This is a genomic window from Scopulibacillus darangshiensis (genome assembly GCF_004341035.1).
GTDB lineage: Bacteria > Bacillota > Bacilli > Bacillales > Sporolactobacillaceae > Scopulibacillus > Scopulibacillus darangshiensis.
This window is the reverse complement of the sequence record NZ_SLXK01000048.1, coordinates 1-19619: the sequence shown is the minus strand read 5'-3', so window position 1 is coordinate 19619 and position 19619 is coordinate 1. Positions and strand designations below refer to the sequence as shown.

Sequence of the window (19619 nt, the reverse complement as noted above, 5' to 3'; positions counted from 1 at the left end):
TCTTCAAGTTCTTGGTCGCTTAGTTGGTCATTTCTTGTTGTCTTGTCGCTCAAGAATATTAACTCCTTTCATCATCTCCCATAAATTTATCTTATGGACCCTTATTCGAACCCACATGCCTTTGCCCGTAAAGGCATGTATTGGATATTGGTGATGGCTGATGATCAATGTGTGATTTGATACAACTTGGCCAACCCGCAGGTCGACATAGGGAAAAGAACGGTTCATGTTTGATAGAATGTAGGTCTTCCCTTTTTGGGTAAATGTTTCATTACCCTGAGCATGCGAGGGCATTCCAATTGCAAAATTTTCATATGTCAATTTTGTTTGAACAATATGTTTCCCTTTAATGGTATAAAACTCCTGCACGGGAGTGAGATGTATTGAATGAATATAACGAATTGAGAAATGGTTGGTGTTTTTAATAGGGTAAAAAGCTAATATTTTTCCAGTATCTTGATATTCAAAGACTAAAGACTTATTAAATGGTGTAATAAGGATTAATACTGCCAGAATTAGCAGGCCAATGACCACCATCACCCGCTTCTGGCTAAATATTTGTTTGATTCTTTTCATTTTCATTTATGACATACAAACCGAAGGCTTCACTAGAAGCCTTCGGTTTGTATTGACAACTCCTTACTGCTTAGGTATTTTAATACCTTTTTCTTTAAAGTATTTTTCAGCGCCTGGGTGAAGCTTTATGCCGATCCCGTCGACGGCATTTTTGGCAGAAATGTATTCCTTTTTGGCATTTGTAAGCTTATCAAGATTATCAAATAAACCTTTGGTAATGTTATACACGGTATCCTCATCAAGGTCAGTTGATGCCACAAGCATAGCCTTAACGGCTACAGTATGGACATCGTTTGGCAGCTTATAAGTGCCTTGCTTAACGACATCATCAGAATAGAATGGATACTTTTGCTTTAAAGCCTCCGCCTTATCCTTGTCAATTGGTATGATTGTGACGTCTTTTTGAGCTGAAAGCGCGGATACAGCACCTGTAGGAGCACCGGCAGTAACAAATGCGGCATCGATACTGCCGTCTTGGATACCGTCAGTTGACTCATCAAAAGAGAGGTGCTTGGCATCAATATCGTCGGTAGACAAGCCGTAAACTTCTAAAATTTGTGTTGCGTTGGCTTCTGTACCGCTGCCGGGAGCGCCGATAGAAACCTTTTTACCTTTAAGATCGGCAACAGATTTAATGCCGCTATCTTTAAGAGCAACAATTTGGATTGTTTCTGGATAAAGTGTTCCAATTGCTTTAACGTTGTCAACCTTACCGCCTTTAAACATCAATTTTCCGTTGACAGCATAGTTTGCAATATCCGTTTGTGTGAAAGCAAGATCTGCTTCACCTTTTTGAAGAGATTGCATGTTTTCAACCGAAGCCCCGGATGATTGTGCTGTGATATGAACATCGGTATTTTTATTAATAACCTTTGCCATTTCACCGCCTAATGGATAATAAGTGCCGCCAGTCCCGCCGGTTACAAGGCTGAGTTCTTTATTCTTGTTACAGCCTGCCAGGGCGAAGATTAAGCCAAGGACAAGTACAATAGATGAAATAAATAGCTTTTTCCTCATCAAATCCCCCTCTTTATTCTTTTTATAAGTGAAGTTCTAATGTTCAGACACCCGATTCTGAACTATGAACGTCCCCCAAATATAAATAAATGCTAGTTAGTCCAGGATCCCTTGTTATGGTATATGATGGGTGGTCCAAAATTATTTGCTTTTTATAATAAGGGATCTCTAAAATTACATTACCTTTGTAGCTCTTTATGAGAATGGTCCCCGCTAACTTGAAAATAGCATTGATAGCGGTTTCATAGTTTAGCTGTGAGGTTAATGACATGAAGGTGATATTAAGAGCAGAAAAACTTGTACAAATTACAATTTTGTAATAATTACATTATAGATTTTTATCACAACACCGTCAAGTTTTGATTATGGCGTTAAATTGTGGTAAATGCCCTTCGTAAGAAGGATGGAACCCCAAACCAGCAACCTTAGCGCGGCCACACAATAAAAGAGTGCCATCAAACTTTCGATGACACTCCCAATGTTTATTTTTATGTTCACATCATCTTAAGAAGACATGCCCAAGACGGCTTTTACTTCGAGATATTCTTCGATGCCGAAGTCGCCCCATTCTCTGCCGATCCCGGATTTCTTATATCCGCCAAATGGAGCCGAGAAGTCCGTTTGCGCTTTATTGACGCGAATTTGTCCGGCCCGAATGCTAGAGGCAACTTTGTTAATGGTTCCTTCGTCTTTTCCGACAATGTAGCCAGCCAAACCGTATTCAGTGTCATTGGCAATGGCGATTGCTTCATCCAATGTTTCGTAGGTAATGATGGACATGACCGGTCCGAAAATTTCCTCCCGGGCAATCACCATGTCATTCTTTACATTTGTGAAAACTGTTGGCTTAACGAAATAGCCTGTTTCAAGGCCTTCAGGTTTTCCAGGGCCGCCCGCAACAAGCGTCGCTCCTTCATCAATGCCCTTTTGAATATAGGATTGAACACGATCCCATTGTTTTTGGGCTACGAGCGGTCCGACAAAGTTTTTCCCATTCGGATCGCCGACCGGAAATCTTGGCAATACGGCTTTTACGGCTTCGATAAAGTCATCATGCATTGCCTTTGGCACTAGCGTCCGTGTCGCTGCCGTACAAACTTGTCCTGTGTTCATGACGACATTTGAGACTGCGATTTTTGCCGCTTCTTTTAAATCGGCATCCTCTAAGACAATGAGCGGGGATTTGCCTCCGAGTTCAAGTGCAACTTTTTTAATTGTTTTCGCGGCGTTTTCCATAACTTTTTGCCCAACAGCGCTTGAGCCAGTGAAAGAGACTAAATCGATGTCCGGGTGGGAACTAATCCCGTTGCCAATGACTTCACCTGTACCGTTAACAAGGTTAAATACTCCTTTAGGCACGCCCGCTGCTTCAAAGACTTCCGCTAGAATGACGGCAGCGAACGGCGTGATTTCCGCAGGTTTTAAGACAACCGGGCTTCCTGCCGCAAAAGCGCCGGCAATTTTGGTTGATGTCTGATTGGTTGGAAAGTTCCATGGTGTAATCAATCCGCTCACACCGACTGCTTCCTTAATAATAGTGGTATCGCCGCGCTTCTCAGTAAAGGAGAAGTCTTTTAACAATCTAGCTGTTTCACGGAAATGATTTAGACCCATAGAATAGTGGACATTTTCGGAAAGTGACCGGGGTGAACCCAATTCCTCTGTAATAGCATCAACAAAGTCATCCTTACGCTTTTCATATTCATCGCTAATGGCTTCAAGCATTTGGATTCGCTCTTCCCTAGATGTCGTTGAGAATGTCGGGATAGCCTCCCGCGCCGCCTGAACCGCATGGTCGAGATCTTCCAGAGTGCCTAGACTGATACGTCCGGCAACTTTCTCCGTTGCCGGATTGATCACATCCATTGTTTCTGACCCCGTTGATTCGACCCATTCCCCATTAATAAAATGCTTCAAATAGTTGCGCATATACTTAAAACCCCTTTGATTTCTAATTTATTATTTCAATACCCTTAAATAGAGAATATAAAACAAGCCAATGTCCATACCATGTTATGTTCTTGTCCTGGACAATATGCTCTTGTGTCATAAAGATAAAATTCAATCGATAAAACATATTTTTTTGAATGAAATAGGGGATTTTAATAGATGATAAGAAAGGACTTTAACTAAGAATGAATGGACTTGGAACACGTCTGAATAGGGTGAAATTTCCCTCAAATTTAGACAATACAAGCATTTTTGAACGATTGGGGGATAAATCGTGACAATTTTTTTATCAAATTATGATGATTTAATGAACATAAGGGATTTGGGGATAAAAACGCGATGTCATTTGGTATGATAAATACTGCTCGTGAGACCTTCTGAGATGACTCAAGCACTTTTTATAAATTAATTATAGTGGATGATTCTAGATATAAGGTCTTTAAAATCGTGAAGGGTTTTATATGAGAAGGGAGGCAAAACAACAGCCATGAAAAGATTAACATTGAAATCATTGGGTGTCCTTGCACTATTTTTGGTTTTCTTGACAGGCTGTACGAATAAGGTTGCGGTTCTAAACCCACAAGGGCCGGTTGCCAAGCAGCAATACGACCTTATTATTTGGTCGTTCATATTGATGGCGATCGTTGTTGCCGGTGTATTGATCATATTTATTTATGTTTTGGTAAGGTACGGCAGGAAAAACAGCAAGGGGTATGATCCGGAAGATGAAGGGAACGCCAAGCTTGAAGCCCTTTGGACAATTATTCCGATTATCATCGTGATCTTGCTCGCCGTTCCAACAGTCAAAACACTCTATGGGCTTGAAGGTCCTCCTAAGCCGGCGAATGCAACAGGGAAAAAAGTTGAACCTATCACCATAGAAGTAACTTCGGTGGATTGGAAATGGTTATTCAGATACCCCAAACAGGGCATTGAGACAGTCAATTACGCTGTCATTCCTGAAGATACGCCAGTTAAAATTAAATTGAAGGCAATTGGCGCCATGAATTCATTTTGGGTTCCTGAGCTGGCCGGACAGCAATACACTATGCCAAATATGCCTATGAATATGTGGATTCAGGCTGACCATCCGGGTGATTACTTAGGAAGAAGTGCAAACTTCTCAGGCAAAGGTTTCGCACATATGTCATTCCACATTTTAGCGAAGAAGGATGCGAACTTTGACGCATGGGTAAAAGATGTCAAAGCCAATAAACCGGCACTAACCATGGAAAAATATAAAAAGTTATTGGAGCCGGATATTGCTGGTGAAATGACATTTTCATCTTATCCAAAAGTATTAGATAAAAAAGATGCTGCAATGGAGCAGCATATGAATAATGATGATATGGAAGGAGGAATGAATCATGATAGCGGACATTAAAGCGTTCCTCAGCGATTTTCTAGTCTTGGGGGATCCGCTGATTTATGGCGCGGATATTTCAATTGTTTTATCGATGGTTGCTATTGTGTTTGTCCTCTCTTATTTTAAAAAGTGGAAATGGCTTTGGAAAGAGTGGCTGACCACAATTGATGCTAAAAAGATCGGAATTATGTACATTATTGCCGCCCTTTTAATGCTATTCAGAGGCGGTATTGACGCGCTGTTAATGCGGTCACAGATTACTTTTCCTAATGAAGGATTTCTAGATTCACAACACTATAATGAAATTTTCACAACGCACGGAACAATCATGATTCTTTTCATGGCAATGCCATTTATCGTTGGTATGATGAACGTTGCGGTTCCGCTGCAAATTGGAGCACGCGATGTTGCGTTTCCGTACTTAAACGCTTTAAGTTTCTGGCTGTTCTTTGTCGGTGCCATGCTCTTTAACCTATCCTTTGTCATCGGTGGTTCACCAGATGCGGGCTGGACAAGTTACACGCCGCTCGCTGGGGCTAAGCTTGACCCGGGACCCGGGGAAAACTATTACCTCATTGGGCTGCAGCTTGCAGGGATCGGGACACTCGCAACAGGTGTAAACTTTATGGCTACGATTCTTAAGATGCGTGCGCCGGGCATGACGTTATTTAAAATGCCGATGTTTACTTGGTCAAGTTTGATAACATCACTCATTATCGTATTCGCTTTCCCAGTGCTTACGGTTGCGTTAGCTCTCTTGACAATTGACCGTTTATTCGGTGCACACTTCTTCACCATCGCTTCCGGTGGATCGCCGATGATGTGGGCGAACCTATTCTGGATCTGGGGGCATCCTGAAGTATATATTGTTATATTGCCGGCATTCGGTATTTTCTCAGAGGTTATCAGTACTTTTTCACATAAAAAACTATTTGGTTATAAAGCCATGGTATGGTCGATGGTTCTCATTTCAGCCTTAAGCTTTGTTGTCTGGCTGCACCACTTCTTTACAATGGGTAACACTGCAGCTGTCAACTCGGTCTTCTCGATTTCAACAATGGCGATTGCGATACCGACCGGGGTTAAAATCTTTAACTGGCTGTTCACATTAAATAAAGGTCGGATTGAATTCTCGACAGCCATGCTTTGGGCGTTGGCGTTCATTCCAAACTTCTTAATCGGTGGTCTAACAGGGGTAATGCTTGCGATCGCGCCTGCCGATTATCAATACCATAATAGTTATTTCCTAGTTGCCCACTTTCACAGCGTGCTGATCGGTGGTACAGTCTTCGGAATGTTTGCCGCATTGCACTATTGGTGGCCAAAAATGTTCGGTCACGTTTTGAATGAAAAACTAGGGAAAATCTCGTTCTGGATCTTTATGGTCAGCTTCAATATTTGTTTCCTTCCAATGTATTTCGTTGGTCTTATGGGTATGACAAGGCGTATGTACACCTACCCTGAAGGACTTGGCTGGATGCCGCTTAACGTGGTTATTACCATCGGAGCCTTTGGTATGGGTATTGGCTTTATTGTTATGGTTTACAATATTTATTGGAGTGCACGTTATGGTAAAAGGGATAAAACTGGGGACCCTTGGGGTGGCCGTACGCTTGAATGGGCTACGACGTCACCTGCGGTTGAATACAATTTTGCCCATATTCCTAAGGTGGAAACAGCAGATGCCTTCTTGCATATGAAAGAAAAAGGAACGACAGGTCAAATTTCCAAAGCGCCGTTTAAACCGATTCATATGCCGAATAATTCAGGCAAACCTTTTATCCAGGCATGGCTCATGTTCTTTGCCGGGTTTGGTTTGGTCTTCGAATGGTATTGGCTTGCAATACCTGCAGCCGCCGCCACCATGCTGGTTATGGCGTTCAGATCATTTGAGTATCATGATCATCACTACATTCCAGTTGAAGAAATCGAGCGCACAGAAAGCGCAACGGGGAGGTTAAACTAATGTCATCAGTCGCTTCTAACCAAAGCAATAAGCCTTATGAGCCGTTAGAATATTCGACGGAAGATGGACGCCTCCGGATTCTCGGTTTCTGGATATTCCTCGGTGCGGAAATTGTATTGTTCTCTTGTCTGTTTGCAACCTACCTTGTTGTACACAGTCACACAGCCGGCGGCCCGACTTCAAAAGAGCTTTATGATGTCAAGGAATTTATGATTGAAACATTCCTTCTTTTGATAAGCAGTTTCACTTGCGGTCTTGGCACACATGAGCTAAGACGGCATAATGCAAAAGGGATAATTATTTGGTTAATCATCACTTTGCTTTTGGGGCTTGGCTTTATTTACATGGAAGTCAACGAGTTTGTAAAATATGCTACTGAAGAAGGGGCCACGGTCGGCCGAAGCGCATTCTTATCAGGATTCTTTGTCCTTGTAGGTACTCACGGTGCCCACGTTAGTCTGGGTATTCTCTGGATGACTAGTATTATTATTCAGCTTGCCAAGCGCGGGGTTACGGCTGTGACAGCCCGTAAGGTTTTTATCGTGGGACTATACTGGCATTTCCTTGATGTTGTTTGGATCTTTATCTTTACGGCAGTATATTTGACGGGGATGGTGCTATAAATGATGAATGAAAATGTTGAACAACACAATGCACATGGCGGTTTTCCTTGGAAGCATGTCATCGGATTGATTTTATCTCTGGCCTTGACGCTGATTGCTCTCTGGATTGTTGTATCATATTCGTTCTCAACAACCTTTACACTTGCCTCAATCATTATACTGGCAATTTTTCAGGCGCTCATTCAGCTGTTATTCTTCATGCACTTGAATGAAAGCAAAAGCAGAGTTTGGCAAATCATCGCGATTGGCTTTGGCTTCTTTACCGCCGCAACAGTAGTAGTCGGGTCATTATGGATCATGGCTTACTCTCTGTAATAAATATATAAATAAATTAAAGGTGTTCTCTATAAGAGAGCACCTTTTTTTATTTTGATTTAATCGTTTATGACTAAATACGAATGTTTTTGAACGAATGTGATTGAAATTGAAAGGGTATTCTTTTATAATAAATATAAAGTGATGAGGTGATACTTTTGCTAACGCCTGAACGGCATAAATTAATTATGGAAATTATTAAAGAAAAGAAGGTTGCGGCCATTCAGGACCTTGTTGAAGGAACAGGAAGCTCTGAGTCAACGATTCGCAGAGATTTGGTTCAGCTTGAAAAGGAAAATAAGCTGTTGCGCTTTCATGGCGGGGCCCAGCTTGCCGGGTCAAAGTCAGAGGAGACAACGATCAATGAAAGATCGTTGGCGAGTTTAAATGAAAAAATGGCTATCGCGAAACATGCAGCAGGGTTAGTTCAGGCTGGGGACTGCGTCTTTCTTGACGCGGGGACAACAACTTATCATATGGTCGAGCATTTGCGGAAGGATATTCTTGTGGTAACGAACGGTCTATCGTTAATCGATCATTGCATTGACAAGGACCTTGAGACATATGTGATTGGTGGCAAGGTGAAACCCAAAACAAATGCCTTCATTGGTAAAGGAGCGATTGACGGGATCAGCGCTTATCGGTTCGATAAATGTTTTATCGGCATGAATGGCATTCATCCTGACTTTGGTTATACAACTCCTGATCCTGAAGAAGCAATGATCAAACAAACGGCCATCCATTTATCAAATAAGGCCTTTGTTATAGCTGACGAATCCAAATTTGGAAGAACCTCGTTCAGCAAAGTGCACGATCTTGGCGCAGCAGCCATTATCACGAATGCTGTTCAGGATCTTAAGAGTCTATCGGAATATAGGAAATTAACACAAATAGAAATGGTGAAAACAACATGATATACACTTGCACACTGAATCCTTCACTAGACTATTTCGTTCAGGTAAAGGATTTTAAACCGGGTGATTTGAACAGAATTGCCTCTGATAAAAAGATGCCCGGAGGAAAAGGGATTAATGTCTCGCGTGTTCTCAAACGGCTTGGCGTTTCCACGCAAGCCTTAGGTTTTATTGGCGGGTTCACAGGCGATTTTATCCGGCGTGAGCTAATTGGTGAAGGGATTCATCCTGATTTTATTGAGGTTCCCGGAGATACAAGGATTAATGTGAAGATAAAAAGTGCCAATGAAACGGAAATCAACGGACAATCTCCGTTGGTTAATCAAAACCATTTGGAAGAGCTCTTTCTTAAATTAGAGCAGTTGACCGAACGGGATGCCCTTGTTCTTTCCGGCAGTATTCCAGACTCACTGCCGCCGACAATATACAAGGACATGATCGCAGGTGCAGCCGGCAGCCAAGCCAAAGTTATTTTAGATACAAGTGGACAGGCTCTCGTGGAAGCCATGGAGGCAAAGCCATTTTTAATCAAACCAAACCATGAGGAGTTAGGACAATTGTTTGGCGTAACAATAACCGATGTAGAGGAAGCCGCTGAATATGCGAAACGTTTGGTCAGCGATGGAATCCAAAATGTCATTGTCTCAATGGGCGGCAAAGGGGCGGTATTGGCAGTTGGGGATAACGTCTTCCATGCTGAAGTGCCAAAAGGGACTTTAAAAAATTCCGTTGGCGCGGGCGATTCACTTGTCGGCGGCTTTTTAGCCGAGTATTCCCGCGGCGGAAATGTGCAGGAGGCTTTTCGTTATGGTGCTGCAGCTGGCAGTGCGACAGCCTTTTCCGTTGATTTATGTACAAAAGAAGCTGTTGAAAACTTAGTGGGTCAAGTTCGGGTGTCACATATAAAATAGGCAGGTGAAAACCATGAAGATTACCGATTTGTTAACTAAAGACACTATCATTATGGATTTAGGCAGTTCATCAAAGAAGGATGTCCTTGATGAACTGGCGGGTCAGCTTAAAGCGGCAGGCAAGTTAAACGATGAAGCAGCATATAGAGAAGCTATTGATCGCCGGGAACAGGAAAGCACGACAGGTGTGGGAGAGGGGATTGCGATTCCGCACGCTAAGACCAGCGCCGTAGAGACCCCGGCCATTGCTTTTGGCCGTTCAATGAAAGGAATAGATTACGATTCCCTTGATGGAGAACCTGCGCACCTCTTTTTTATGATTGCGGCAAGCGCCGGGGCAAATAATGCCCATCTTGAGACACTGTCCAAGCTTTCAACTTATTTATTACACAAGCCTTTTAGAGAAAAGTTAATGGCTGCCAAAACGCCCGAGGACATTATCGATTTATTTGAGCAGGAAGAGAATGATCAAAACGATGAAGAATCTGAAGCAGACGGCCATGAAGGTTCGGGCAAGAGGCTAAAGTTAGTGGCTGTAACCGGCTGTCCAACAGGTATCGCCCATACGTATATGGCTGCTGACTCCCTTAAAGAAAAAGCTAAGGAACTCGGCTATGATATGAAGGTCCAAACAAACGGTTCAACAGGGATTAAGAACAGATTAACGGAAGAAGATATTAAAGAGGCAGCGGGTGTTATAGTAGCAGCGGACACTAAGGTTGATATGGCGCCTTTTGAAGGGAAACATTTGGTAGAGGCGCCAGTTACAGCCGGTATTCGCAATCCTGAAGGGCTTATAAGAGAAGCAGTAAGCGGTGAGGCGCCTGTTTATAAAGGCAGCGGATCATCCTATCAAGACAAAATAAGGGAAGGAAAAGAAGAGAAAAAAGCAAAGCAACCGGCTTTTTATCGCCATTTGATGAACGGTGTATCACACATGCTGCCGTTTGTTGTCGGGGGCGGAATCCTCATCGCTTTGTCATTCTTTTTCGGTATCCATTCGGCAGATCCCAAATCGCCTGAATATAACGCTTTCGCCCATGCATTGAATACGATCGGCGGCGGAAATGCCATGGCACTCATGATCCCCATTTTGGCAGGGTATATTGCTTATAGCATTGCGGAACGGCCTGGTTTGGCTCCCGGAGCAGTCGGCGGATTGATGGCGGCAACGAGCGGGGCAGGGTTCCTCGGTGGTTTGATCGCCGGTTTCCTTGCGGGTTATGTCGTCGTTCTTCTGAAAAAGGTTTTCGAAAAACTGCCTGAGTCATTAGAGGGCTTAAAACCAGTGTTGCTCTTTCCGGTATTCGGCATCTTTATTACCGGGATGGCCATGTATTTAATTGATCAGCCGATCGGTGCCATTATGGATGCTATTACCGGCTGGCTCAACAGCCTAGGTACATCTAATCTTGTTTTGCTTGGCATTATTTTAGGCGGAATGATGGCAATCGACATGGGAGGCCCCATTAATAAAGCCGCCTATACTTTTGGTTTGGCGATGATTGATGCTGGCAATTTTTATCCGCAAGCAGCGACAATGGCGGGAGGCATGGTGCCGCCATTAGGTATGGCTTTGGCCACAACCTTGTTTGCGAGGAAGTTTTCCAATCAAGAAAGAAGCGCAGGCAAAACAGCTTATGTTCTAGGTGCTTCATTCATCACAGAAGGCGCGATTCCTTTCGCTGCAGCCGATCCGTACCGAGTTATTATTTCAAGTGTGATCGGTTCTGCTGTTACAGGCGGTCTGGCCCTGTTTTTCGGCACCGGGCTGAGAGCGCCGCATGGCGGGATTTTCGTTATTCCTTTTGTTAACGGCAGCGCTTGGCTTTACGTTTTATCAATCATTATAGGCGCCTTTATAACAGCTGTTATTTACGGTTTATGGAGAAAACCTTTAAGATCAAAGTAATGGGGAAATACGGCAATTTTCGACGAATTTCAATCTGGCAAGTCTTGACGGTTTTAAAAAACATGTCAAACTTGGTATAATAACAAGTGGTCTGTACCGGTTACAGAAATCTATTTAAAGGAGTCATATTCATATGCCAGCAAAAACATTTAAAGTGACTAGCGAGTCTGGAATTCATGCCAGACCAGCCACAACATTAGTAAATAAAGCAGGTCAATTCAGTTCAGAGCTTACCATTGAGTATAACGGAAAAAATGCTAACCTTAAATCGATTATGGGTGTCATGGCAATGGGTATCCAGCAAGGGGCTGAAATTAAAATAACAGCTGAAGGCCCGGATGCTGATGAAGCTTTAAGCGGCGTTGAAGAAGTTATCAAAGCCGAAGGTCTGGGCGAGTAATGTCTGAGCGGATTTCCGGCATTGCCGCATCCTCAGGCATTGCCATTGCAAAGACGTTTGTTTTAAAGAATCCGGATTTTGTTATTGAAAGAAAAAATGTTAAAAATACCCAAGTTGAAATTGACCGTTTTCAACAGGCAATTGATCAATCGAAGGCCGAGCTCGAGGTCATCAAGCAAAAGGCTGAAGCTGAGCTTGGCAAAGATAAAGCTGATATTTTTGCAGCTCATTTATTAGTTTTAAGCGATCCGGAGCTTCTCGGGGCGGTTAATCAAAAAATCGAAGGTGAGACGATTTGCGCCGAAGCAGCGATGGATGACGTGACATCGATGTTCGTCTCAATGTTTGAAAACATGGATAACGACTATATGAAAGAAAGAGCCGCTGATATTCGCGATGTCGCGAAGCGGGTGATGAGCCATCTTCTTGGCATTCAATTCGAATCTCCCGCAGCTATTTCCGAAGAGGTCATTATTGTGGCAGAGGACTTAACACCATCGGATACGGCGCAGCTTAATCGGAAATTTGTCAAAGGCTTTGCGACGGATATCGGGGGCAGAACATCACATTCTGCGATTATGTCAAGATCAATGGAAATCCCGGCTGTCGTCGGCACTAAGCATATTACGGAAAAGGCCGAAAAGGATGTTATGGTGATTATTGACGGGCTTTCAGGAGATGTCATCATTGATCCGACAGAAGCTGAAATCACTGAGTACCAGCAAAAACAGGCGGATCATCAGGCCCAAAAGGCCGAGTGGGAGAAGCTTGTCGCGGAAAGCACTGTGACAAAAGATGGACGGCATGTTGAACTTGCGGCCAATATCGGCAACCCAAATGATGTTGAAGGTGTGCTTAATAACGGCGGCGAGGGTGTCGGCTTGTATCGCACGGAATTCCTTTATATGGGCCGTGATAAGCTGCCGACAGAAGATGAGCAATACGATGCATATAAGACAGTCTTGGAAAAGATGGGAGAGAAGCCAGTCGTCATCCGGACGTTGGATATTGGCGGTGACAAGGAGCTGCCATATCTTGATCTTCCAAAAGAAATGAATCCGTTTCTTGGCTTTAGAGCGATCCGTCTGTGCCTCGAGCAGCAGGATATTTTCCGGACCCAGCTTCGCGCCTTGTTAAGGGCAAGTGTCCACGGGAATTTGAAAATTATGTTCCCGATGATTGCCACTGTGGACGAGCTTAGGCAGGCCAAAGCCATTTTACAGGAAGAAATGGATAAGCTTATAAGTGAAGGCGTTGAAGTGTCTGGGGTTATCGAGGTCGGTATGATGGTTGAAATCCCTTCTACAGCTGTCATGGCAGACCGATTTGCTAAGGAAGTCGATTTCTTCAGCATCGGGACCAATGATCTTATTCAATATACTTTAGCGGCTGATCGGATGAATGAGCATGTTTCTTATTTATATCAACCGTACAACCCGGCGATTTTACGACTGGTTAACATGGTCATTGAGGCTGCGCATAAAGAAGGAAAATGGGCCGGCATGTGCGGCGAAATGGCGGGCGACGAAACGGCGATTCCGCTGCTTTTGGCCCTTGGACTGGATGAGTTCAGTATGAGCGCGACTTCCATTCTGCCTGCAAGAAGCCAATTGCTTAAACTGTCCCAGGAAGAATTGGCAGGGCACAAAGAAAAGTTCTTAAATTTAGACACAGTTGATGACGTCATTAATTATGTCAAAAACTTTATGAGCTAAAGAGCATATTTCTATACAAATTGAGTCCAATCTATGTAATATATTCAATGGGTCTAACCTTTTGCGGTAGGCTCATTGAATTTTTTTGAATTTTTATTTCCGAATGTCAAAGACTATTGTCATCGGTATCCATAGGAGGTACAAAAATGAGCAACAATACACAAGTGAAGACCGAGCGTCAGGCGAATTATGATATTGATCCGATTTATCTCAATCGCTGGTCTCCGAGATCATATCAAGAAAAAGATGTCCCTGAAGATGTGTTATACAGTGTTTTTGAAGCGGCGCGCTGGGCACCTTCAGCGAGCAATGAACAGCCATGGCGTTTCATTATCGCCAGAACAAAAGAGGAACGCGAGAAATTTTATCCGTTCATAATGGACGGCAACCGGATCTGGTGCGAAAAGGCCCCGGTTCTAGCCGTTCTTGTGTCAAATACAGTCACCTCCAAAGGCCAGCCTAATGGCAGCAATGAGTTCGATGCCGGGGCTGCCTGGGGCTATCTTGCCTTGGAAGCTGCAAGACAAGGTCTTGCCGCCCATTGCATGGCTGGCTTCTTCGAAGACAAAGCACGTGACATTCTCGAAGTACCAGAGGAATTTGCTATATATGCGGTGATTTCACTTGGCTACCGCGGCGATAAGGAGGAACTGTCAGAAACGCTGCAAGAGCGTGAGGTTCCTTCTAGTAGACGTCCTTTAAAAGAAACCTTGTTTGAAGGCGGCTTCGGGGAAAATGCGATAAAATAGCCATGATAAAAAGACAGCCGGAAGAGGCTGTTTTTTTGTTTTTAGGTAATTTTAGGTCAATAAGGAAGTTATAGTAAACACTGAGTCCTATAAAGATTTAGCGAGGATTTTTATCGGACTGTCATTCCGCTATTTTGGGCAAAATGCTGTTTTTGATGATCATATAGGACTGTGGTTCCTCTATTCGGGCTTTCAAGAGGTCGTTTGAGTAGATTTTAGGCAAATAACGGAATCTGAGTCCTATAATAAATGAGTGAAGCTTATATTGTAGTTTGTAAGTTTTTCCGCGCTCTTCACATACGCTATGGCTAGGATTCCCCCCCAGATTATCCCAAAATCTATTCTCCCCCTGAAGTATAAAAAGCCGGGCCCCTAGGCCCGGCTTTTTCGAGTTTTATTTCTTCAGTACCTTTTCAAATACGTTTTTGACTTTCGGAGCGACGTAGTGGCTGCCTTCCCCATTTTTAACATTCTCAACCATCATGCTGACGAGAAGACTTGGATTCTTCGTGTTATATGCAACGAACCAGCCGTCTTCTTTTCCTTTTTCGCCTTGCTTAGATTTGAACTCGGCAGTGCCGGTTTTGCCCGCCAGCGTCACGCCGTCAATTTTGGCATGCTTCGCGGTGCCGGCGGGGCTCTCAATTACTTGTATAAGGTCTTTGGTTATGGTGCTTGCTGTTTTCGGCGACATGACGCCTTCTTTCCAGTATTCCGGCTTGCCCGTGTCACTATAAAACAAATGCGGCTTGATCATATTACCTTCGTCAACGAAAGCGGAGTAGATGACCGCCAGATGTAGCGGATTGACATTGACTTGACCTTGGCCGTAACCAGTATTAGCCAGCAGGACCTCCTTGTCAAGTGCACCGCTGTTCGTCACGGTCGACTTTTCCATTGGATATTTAATCGGCAGTGATTCACCAAAGCCATACTTTTTCGCTTCTTTCATGAATGTCTTGCCGCCGATAGCTAATGCAGCTTGGGCAAAGTAAATATTATCAGAACGAACCAGTGCCTCTTTTAGGTCAACCTTAGATGCATGGTCGAGGCGTGTAACGTAATAGTCACCCCATGAAGAGTCCTTTTGCCACTTGGAACTATTAATTGTTTTTACAGCGTCCGGATCGATCGCGCCGGTTTCTAAACCAATTGCTGCAGTGATTGGTTTAAAGCTTGATCCCGGTGTAAAGGTTCCCGTGAAGCGGTTGAGCAAAGGTTTCTTTGGATCGCTGCTTAATTTTTGGTAATCATCTGATGATATGCCAAGGACAAAAGCGTTTGGATCAAAGGACGGCGCGCTCACTAATCCAAGGATATCACCTGTGGATGGGTTAATAGCTGCTGCGGTGCCTGCATCTTTTTTCAATTGATTATACAAAGCCTTTTGTACATTGATATCAATACTTAATCTGAAGTCTTTCCCATTTTTAGGTGCCTTCTTGGCGATGGTAGCTGTTTTATCACCGTCAGTATTTTCAATGTAAATAATCCCGCCGTTTCTGGCCCGCAATTGATCTTCGAGAACGAGCTCCAATCCTTTGCGTCCTATAACGGATTCACTGTTATAGCCTTTATCCTTTTTCTTTTCAAGCAATTCCTTCGTGATGGGTCCAACATATCCAGTCAGATGGGCGCAAGCTTCTTTACATGGGTAAATGCGCGCTTCAACGTTCTGATTGCGTACCCCCGGCAAAGCCACCGCTTTATTAATAAGTTCTGTATCCGCAGCGTTGATAGTTGTAACAGGTACAAAGCTGTCCGCTTTGACCCATGACGCGCCTAACTTATTTTCAATCTGTTGCTCAGGAATATTCAACAGGCTGGCCAATTTGCTCTTTGTTGCATCGGGATTCGACCCAAGCTTCCCAGGGACAAGGCCGATTTGAGCGGCAACACCGTTCATTGCCAGTCCTTTTTCGTTGCGGTCGACAATTTCGCCTCTTTTTCCTTCTAGAGTTTCAACTCTGACTTTGTCCCCTTTATTAAGTTTGGGGAATATCATAGCTGGGCTCCAGTTGATATACCAATTCTTCTTATCTTTGTTTTCCTGTTCAACTAAAGTCGCTTTTTCTGTAAATTTTACTGGTCCGGCTAACGTCTCCATGCTTACTTTAAAAGGAAGCTTAACATTGCCATTTTTATCAGGCTTAACCTCATCTTTGGGCTTCTTAAAAGAAACCTTGAGATTTTTTGCCTCTATCCCCCCGTAAATATCTTTATAACGCTCAGTAAATTTCTTTTTGGAAATACTCTTTTTTGCATCGGCTGACAGGTAGCTGTACATTTTATCAAAATCTTGTTTTTGCCAAAGATCGACATATGATTGAAAGCGATCTTCCGGCTTTGGCTTATCACTGCATGCGCTAAGCGCCGTGACAATCATTATAAAAAAGAGAGCCACGGCAATATGTTTTATTTTCATGCTTTTCCCCCTCGGAATCCTATACCTATTCATCAACATACGACATCATGACTAATCAATCCGATAATTCTATTATAAAACTAATCTCTAAAAGAAAAAAGTGGAAGAAAAAGAATCTTGCGTGATTTGTTTGTAAGCGATTACAAAAATGTTGCATGATTATCGAAGACTAGCCATATTAATTGGTAAAACGGCCTTGAGTTTGGTTGCATTCACTGGTAAATTTAAGATGTATTCTGTTTTTTAAAAATTTTATTTGAGAGTAGAAAACAAGAATATTTCATAAGGGGAAGTTGGTTGTGAAATGATAGAATTCAAGAATGTATCTAAGGTTTATCCAAACGGAACAGCCGGACTGAAAAACGTCAATTTCAAGATTAATAAAGGTGACTTCGTCGTTATTGTCGGGCTTTCTGGTGCTGGTAAGTCGACACTTCTAAGGTCGATTAATAGACTTCATGAAATTACGGAAGGAGAAATTATAATTGGTGACAAATCGATAACCGCAGCCCGCGGAAAAGCACTGCTGAGAGCTCGTCGGGATATAGGGATGATTTTCCAAAACTTTAACTTGGTTAAACGGTCATCGGTTATTCGTAACGTCCTGTCAGGCCGTGTTGGCTATCATTCAACAATTCGGACCATTTTTGGGCTCTTTCCAAAAAGGGATGTCGAGCTGGCCTTAGACGCTCTTGACCGGGTTAATATCAAAGAAAAAGCTTATTCGCGTGCCGATGAACTTTCCGGAGGTCAGCAACAGCGTGTGTCGATCGCTCGGGCATTGGCTCAAGAAGCTAAGGTTATTTTGGCAGATGAGCCTGTTGCATCCCTTGATCCGTTGACAACTCGGCAGGTCATGGATGATTTGAGGCGCATTAATAAGGAATTAGGGATTACAACCGTTGTTAACCTTCACTTTATCGATCTTGCTAGGGATTATGCTACTCGGATCATTGGTATTAGGGCGGGTGAAATTGTTTTTGACGGTCCGGTTGAAGAGGCAACAGACAGTGTCTTCTCAGAGATTTACGGGCGCCCGATCAATGAAGATGAGTTATTAGGAGCGGCGGAATGATGGAAACGGAAATGACTAAGATAAAAAGAGTATCCCGTCTTAAAACCTCTTTAACAGTTATTTTTTTACTACTAATTTTGTGGGGCAGTGCAATCCAAACCGGTGTCTCATTTTTAGATCTAAAAAAAGGACTTCCAAATATGGGCACGCTCCTAGGTGAAATGTTTCCGCCGGAATGGAGCTATTTTAGCTATATTACTAAGCCGATGCTTGCCACGATCCGGATGGCTGTTATCGGCACAACCTTTGGTGCAATTATTGCGATACCAGTCATTCTTTTATCTTCAAGCAATGTGGTTAAGCATTCGCTGATTTATTTGCCTTCACGATTTATTATGAACTTGATCCGTACGATTCCCGAATTGCTGCTTGCTGCCTTATTTGTTCCTATTTTCGGTATTGGCGAAATCGCCGGTATCTTCGCTATCACAATCTTTTCATTTGGAGTTATTGCAAAGCTTGCTTATGAATCTGTTGAAGCCATTGATCCTGGACCGCTTGAAGCGATGACAGCGGTAGGGGCAAATAAGATACAATGGATTTTCTTTGGTGTGATCCCACAGGTCACGGCACAATTTATGTCGTATTTCCTTTACAGCTTTGAGATCAACATTCGTGCAGCTGCCATACTCGGTTATGTCGGAGCTGGCGGTGTCGGGCTGTTCCTAAATAATACGCTGAGCTTTTTCCAATATGACCGTACTATGGCCATTATTGTCTATACCTTCATTGTTGTCATTATTATTGATACCTTAAGCAATAAAATCCGGGAGAAATTATTATGAGCACTGTAGCGATAAAGAAACCATTGAAAAAGCGGATAAGAAATTGGGCCATCCTTGTTATTGTCTTAGCTATTTATATTGTGTGTTTTTGGACCTTTTTTCAAGATATTGAAATTAAAAATACAGCGGGAAAGGCTGTTGCAGCTATTTTCAATGGGTTGATCCACCCTGACTGGGATTATATTTATGATCCGGCTGGAGAAGATCTGCTTCGTTCATTGTTGGAAACTTTGGCTATAGCCGTACTCGGCACATTTATTTCTGCAGCGTTATGCATGCCGTTTGCCTTTTGGGCTGCAAGGAATATGAGCAAACACCGCTTTGTGTCTGCCTCAGGTAAAACGGTTTTAAGCGCCATTCGGGTTTTCCCTGAACTCATCATGGCTTTGCTGTTCATTAAAGCGGTCGGCTTAGGTCCTTTCGCCGGTATTCTGGCGTTAGGCTTCCACTCCATAGGTATGCTTGGCAAACTCTTTGGCGAATCGGTTGAGAACATGGATTTCAGTGCTACAGAAGCCCTGACAGCATCGGGGGCGAATAAAATTCAAACGCTGTGGTTTGCGATCCTTCCGCAGGTCATGCCGGAGTTCATGTCCTACACACTGTACCGTTTTGAAATCAGTGTTCGTGCCGCAACGATTCTTGGCATTGTCGGCGCCGGCGGTATCGGCGCGCCGCTGATCTTTGCTCTTAACGGCCACTCGTGGGATCGTGTCGGCATCATTCTTCTAGGTATCATTGTGATGGTTACGACCATCGACTTGATTTCCGGAGCAATCAGAAAACGGCTCGTGTAAAAAGAGAGCAGAAAAAAAGGGCGCTCACTAAACTGGCACCCATGTCAAGGACACTTTAAAAAAAGAGATTATGCAGATAGAAGATGATTCCTATATTGAATAGGGGTCATCTTTTTTAAATTC

17 protein-coding genes are annotated in these 19619 nt (G+C 43.3%); 13 read left to right on the top strand and 4 right to left on the bottom strand.

Going from position 1 to position 19619, the window contains the following annotated elements:
* Positions 1 to 27: 27 nt before the first annotated feature.
* From EV207_RS20025 to EV207_RS20015, 3 genes are all read right to left on the bottom strand, one after another.
* Positions 28 to 582 (bottom strand): DUF1850 domain-containing protein, encoded by a 555-nt coding sequence (locus EV207_RS20025; protein ID WP_132747936.1) that lies wholly within the window; start codon positions 580 to 582, stop codon positions 28 to 30.
* A 57-nt stretch (positions 583 to 639) separates the two neighbouring features.
* Positions 640 to 1593 carry a TAXI family TRAP transporter solute-binding subunit gene (locus EV207_RS20020; RefSeq protein WP_132747935.1) on the bottom strand — a complete coding sequence of 318 codons (954 nt, stop codon included), beginning with the start codon at positions 1591 to 1593 and terminating at the stop codon, positions 640 to 642.
* Positions 1594 to 2097: 504 nt separating this feature from the next.
* Positions 2098 to 3522 carry an aldehyde dehydrogenase family protein gene (locus EV207_RS20015; protein ID WP_132747934.1) on the bottom strand — a complete coding sequence of 475 codons (1425 nt, stop codon included), beginning with the start codon at positions 3520 to 3522 and terminating at the stop codon, positions 2098 to 2100.
* 508 nt (positions 3523 to 4030) lie between these two features.
* Here EV207_RS20015 and qoxA point away from each other — a divergent pair.
* The 10 genes from qoxA (at position 4031) to EV207_RS19965 (ending at position 14414) form a co-directional block, all read left to right on the top strand.
* A complete protein-coding gene (qoxA, locus tag EV207_RS20010) occupies positions 4031 to 4927 on the top strand; it encodes a cytochrome aa3 quinol oxidase subunit II (RefSeq protein WP_132747933.1) in 897 nt (298 codons plus the stop codon).
* Positions 4911 to 6875, top strand: a complete 1965-nt coding sequence (gene qoxB / locus EV207_RS20005; protein WP_132747932.1) for a cytochrome aa3 quinol oxidase subunit I — start codon at positions 4911 to 4913, stop codon at positions 6873 to 6875. Before qoxA ends, qoxB begins: the two co-directional genes overlap by 17 nt.
* Positions 6875 to 7498 carry a cytochrome aa3 quinol oxidase subunit III gene (gene qoxC, locus EV207_RS20000; protein ID WP_132747931.1) on the top strand — a complete coding sequence of 208 codons (624 nt, stop codon included), beginning with the start codon at positions 6875 to 6877 and terminating at the stop codon, positions 7496 to 7498. The genes qoxB and qoxC overlap by 1 nt, the downstream gene beginning before the upstream one ends.
* Positions 7499 to 7813, top strand: coding sequence for a cytochrome aa3 quinol oxidase subunit IV (gene qoxD / locus EV207_RS19995; protein ID WP_243647174.1), 315 nt, complete (start codon positions 7499 to 7501; stop codon positions 7811 to 7813).
* A gap of 158 nt (positions 7814 to 7971) precedes the next feature.
* Complete coding sequence (locus EV207_RS19990; protein WP_132747930.1) at positions 7972 to 8727, top strand: DeoR/GlpR family DNA-binding transcription regulator; 756 nt, start codon at positions 7972 to 7974, stop codon at positions 8725 to 8727.
* Positions 8724 to 9638, top strand: coding sequence for a 1-phosphofructokinase (gene pfkB, locus EV207_RS19985; RefSeq protein WP_132747929.1), 915 nt, complete (start codon positions 8724 to 8726; stop codon positions 9636 to 9638). The genes EV207_RS19990 and pfkB overlap by 4 nt, the downstream gene beginning before the upstream one ends.
* A gap of 13 nt (positions 9639 to 9651) precedes the next feature.
* Positions 9652 to 11550 (top strand): PTS fructose transporter subunit IIABC, encoded by a 1899-nt coding sequence (locus EV207_RS19980; RefSeq protein ID WP_132747928.1) that lies wholly within the window; start codon positions 9652 to 9654, stop codon positions 11548 to 11550.
* A gap of 133 nt (positions 11551 to 11683) precedes the next feature.
* Positions 11684 to 11950 carry a phosphocarrier protein HPr gene (locus tag EV207_RS19975; RefSeq protein WP_132747927.1) on the top strand — a complete coding sequence of 89 codons (267 nt, stop codon included), beginning with the start codon at positions 11684 to 11686 and terminating at the stop codon, positions 11948 to 11950.
* Entirely contained in the window at positions 11950 to 13665 is a 1716-nt protein-coding gene (gene ptsP, locus EV207_RS19970) for a phosphoenolpyruvate--protein phosphotransferase (RefSeq protein WP_132747926.1), read from the top strand. The genes EV207_RS19975 and ptsP overlap by 1 nt, the downstream gene beginning before the upstream one ends.
* Positions 13666 to 13811: 146 nt before the next feature.
* Positions 13812 to 14414 carry a nitroreductase family protein gene (locus tag EV207_RS19965; protein ID WP_132747925.1) on the top strand — a complete coding sequence of 201 codons (603 nt, stop codon included), beginning with the start codon at positions 13812 to 13814 and terminating at the stop codon, positions 14412 to 14414.
* A 394-nt stretch (positions 14415 to 14808) separates the two neighbouring features.
* Here EV207_RS19965 and EV207_RS19960 read toward each other — a convergent pair whose 3' ends face one another.
* On the bottom strand, positions 14809 to 16839 hold the full coding sequence (locus EV207_RS19960) for a penicillin-binding transpeptidase domain-containing protein (RefSeq protein WP_132747924.1): 2031 nt from the start codon (positions 16837 to 16839) through the stop codon (positions 14809 to 14811).
* 304 nt (positions 16840 to 17143) lie between these two features.
* On the opposite strand from EV207_RS19960, the gene phnC reads away from it, so the two are divergent.
* Genes phnC through phnE (EV207_RS19945) form a run of 3 tightly spaced genes read left to right on the top strand, consistent with a single transcriptional unit; the run spans position 17144 to position 19496 of the window.
* On the top strand, positions 17144 to 17914 hold the full coding sequence (phnC, locus tag EV207_RS19955; RefSeq protein ID WP_132747923.1) for a phosphonate ABC transporter ATP-binding protein: 771 nt from the start codon (positions 17144 to 17146) through the stop codon (positions 17912 to 17914).
* Complete coding sequence (phnE, locus tag EV207_RS19950) at positions 17911 to 18699, top strand: phosphonate ABC transporter, permease protein PhnE (RefSeq protein ID WP_132747922.1); 789 nt, start codon at positions 17911 to 17913, stop codon at positions 18697 to 18699. Before phnC ends, phnE (EV207_RS19950) begins: the two co-directional genes overlap by 4 nt.
* The gene (gene phnE / locus EV207_RS19945) at positions 18696 to 19496 is read left to right on the top strand and encodes a phosphonate ABC transporter, permease protein PhnE (RefSeq protein ID WP_132747921.1); all 801 of its coding nucleotides are present in this window, start codon (positions 18696 to 18698) and stop codon (positions 19494 to 19496) included. Before phnE (EV207_RS19950) ends, phnE (EV207_RS19945) begins: the two co-directional genes overlap by 4 nt.
* Positions 19497 to 19619 lie beyond the last annotated feature (123 nt).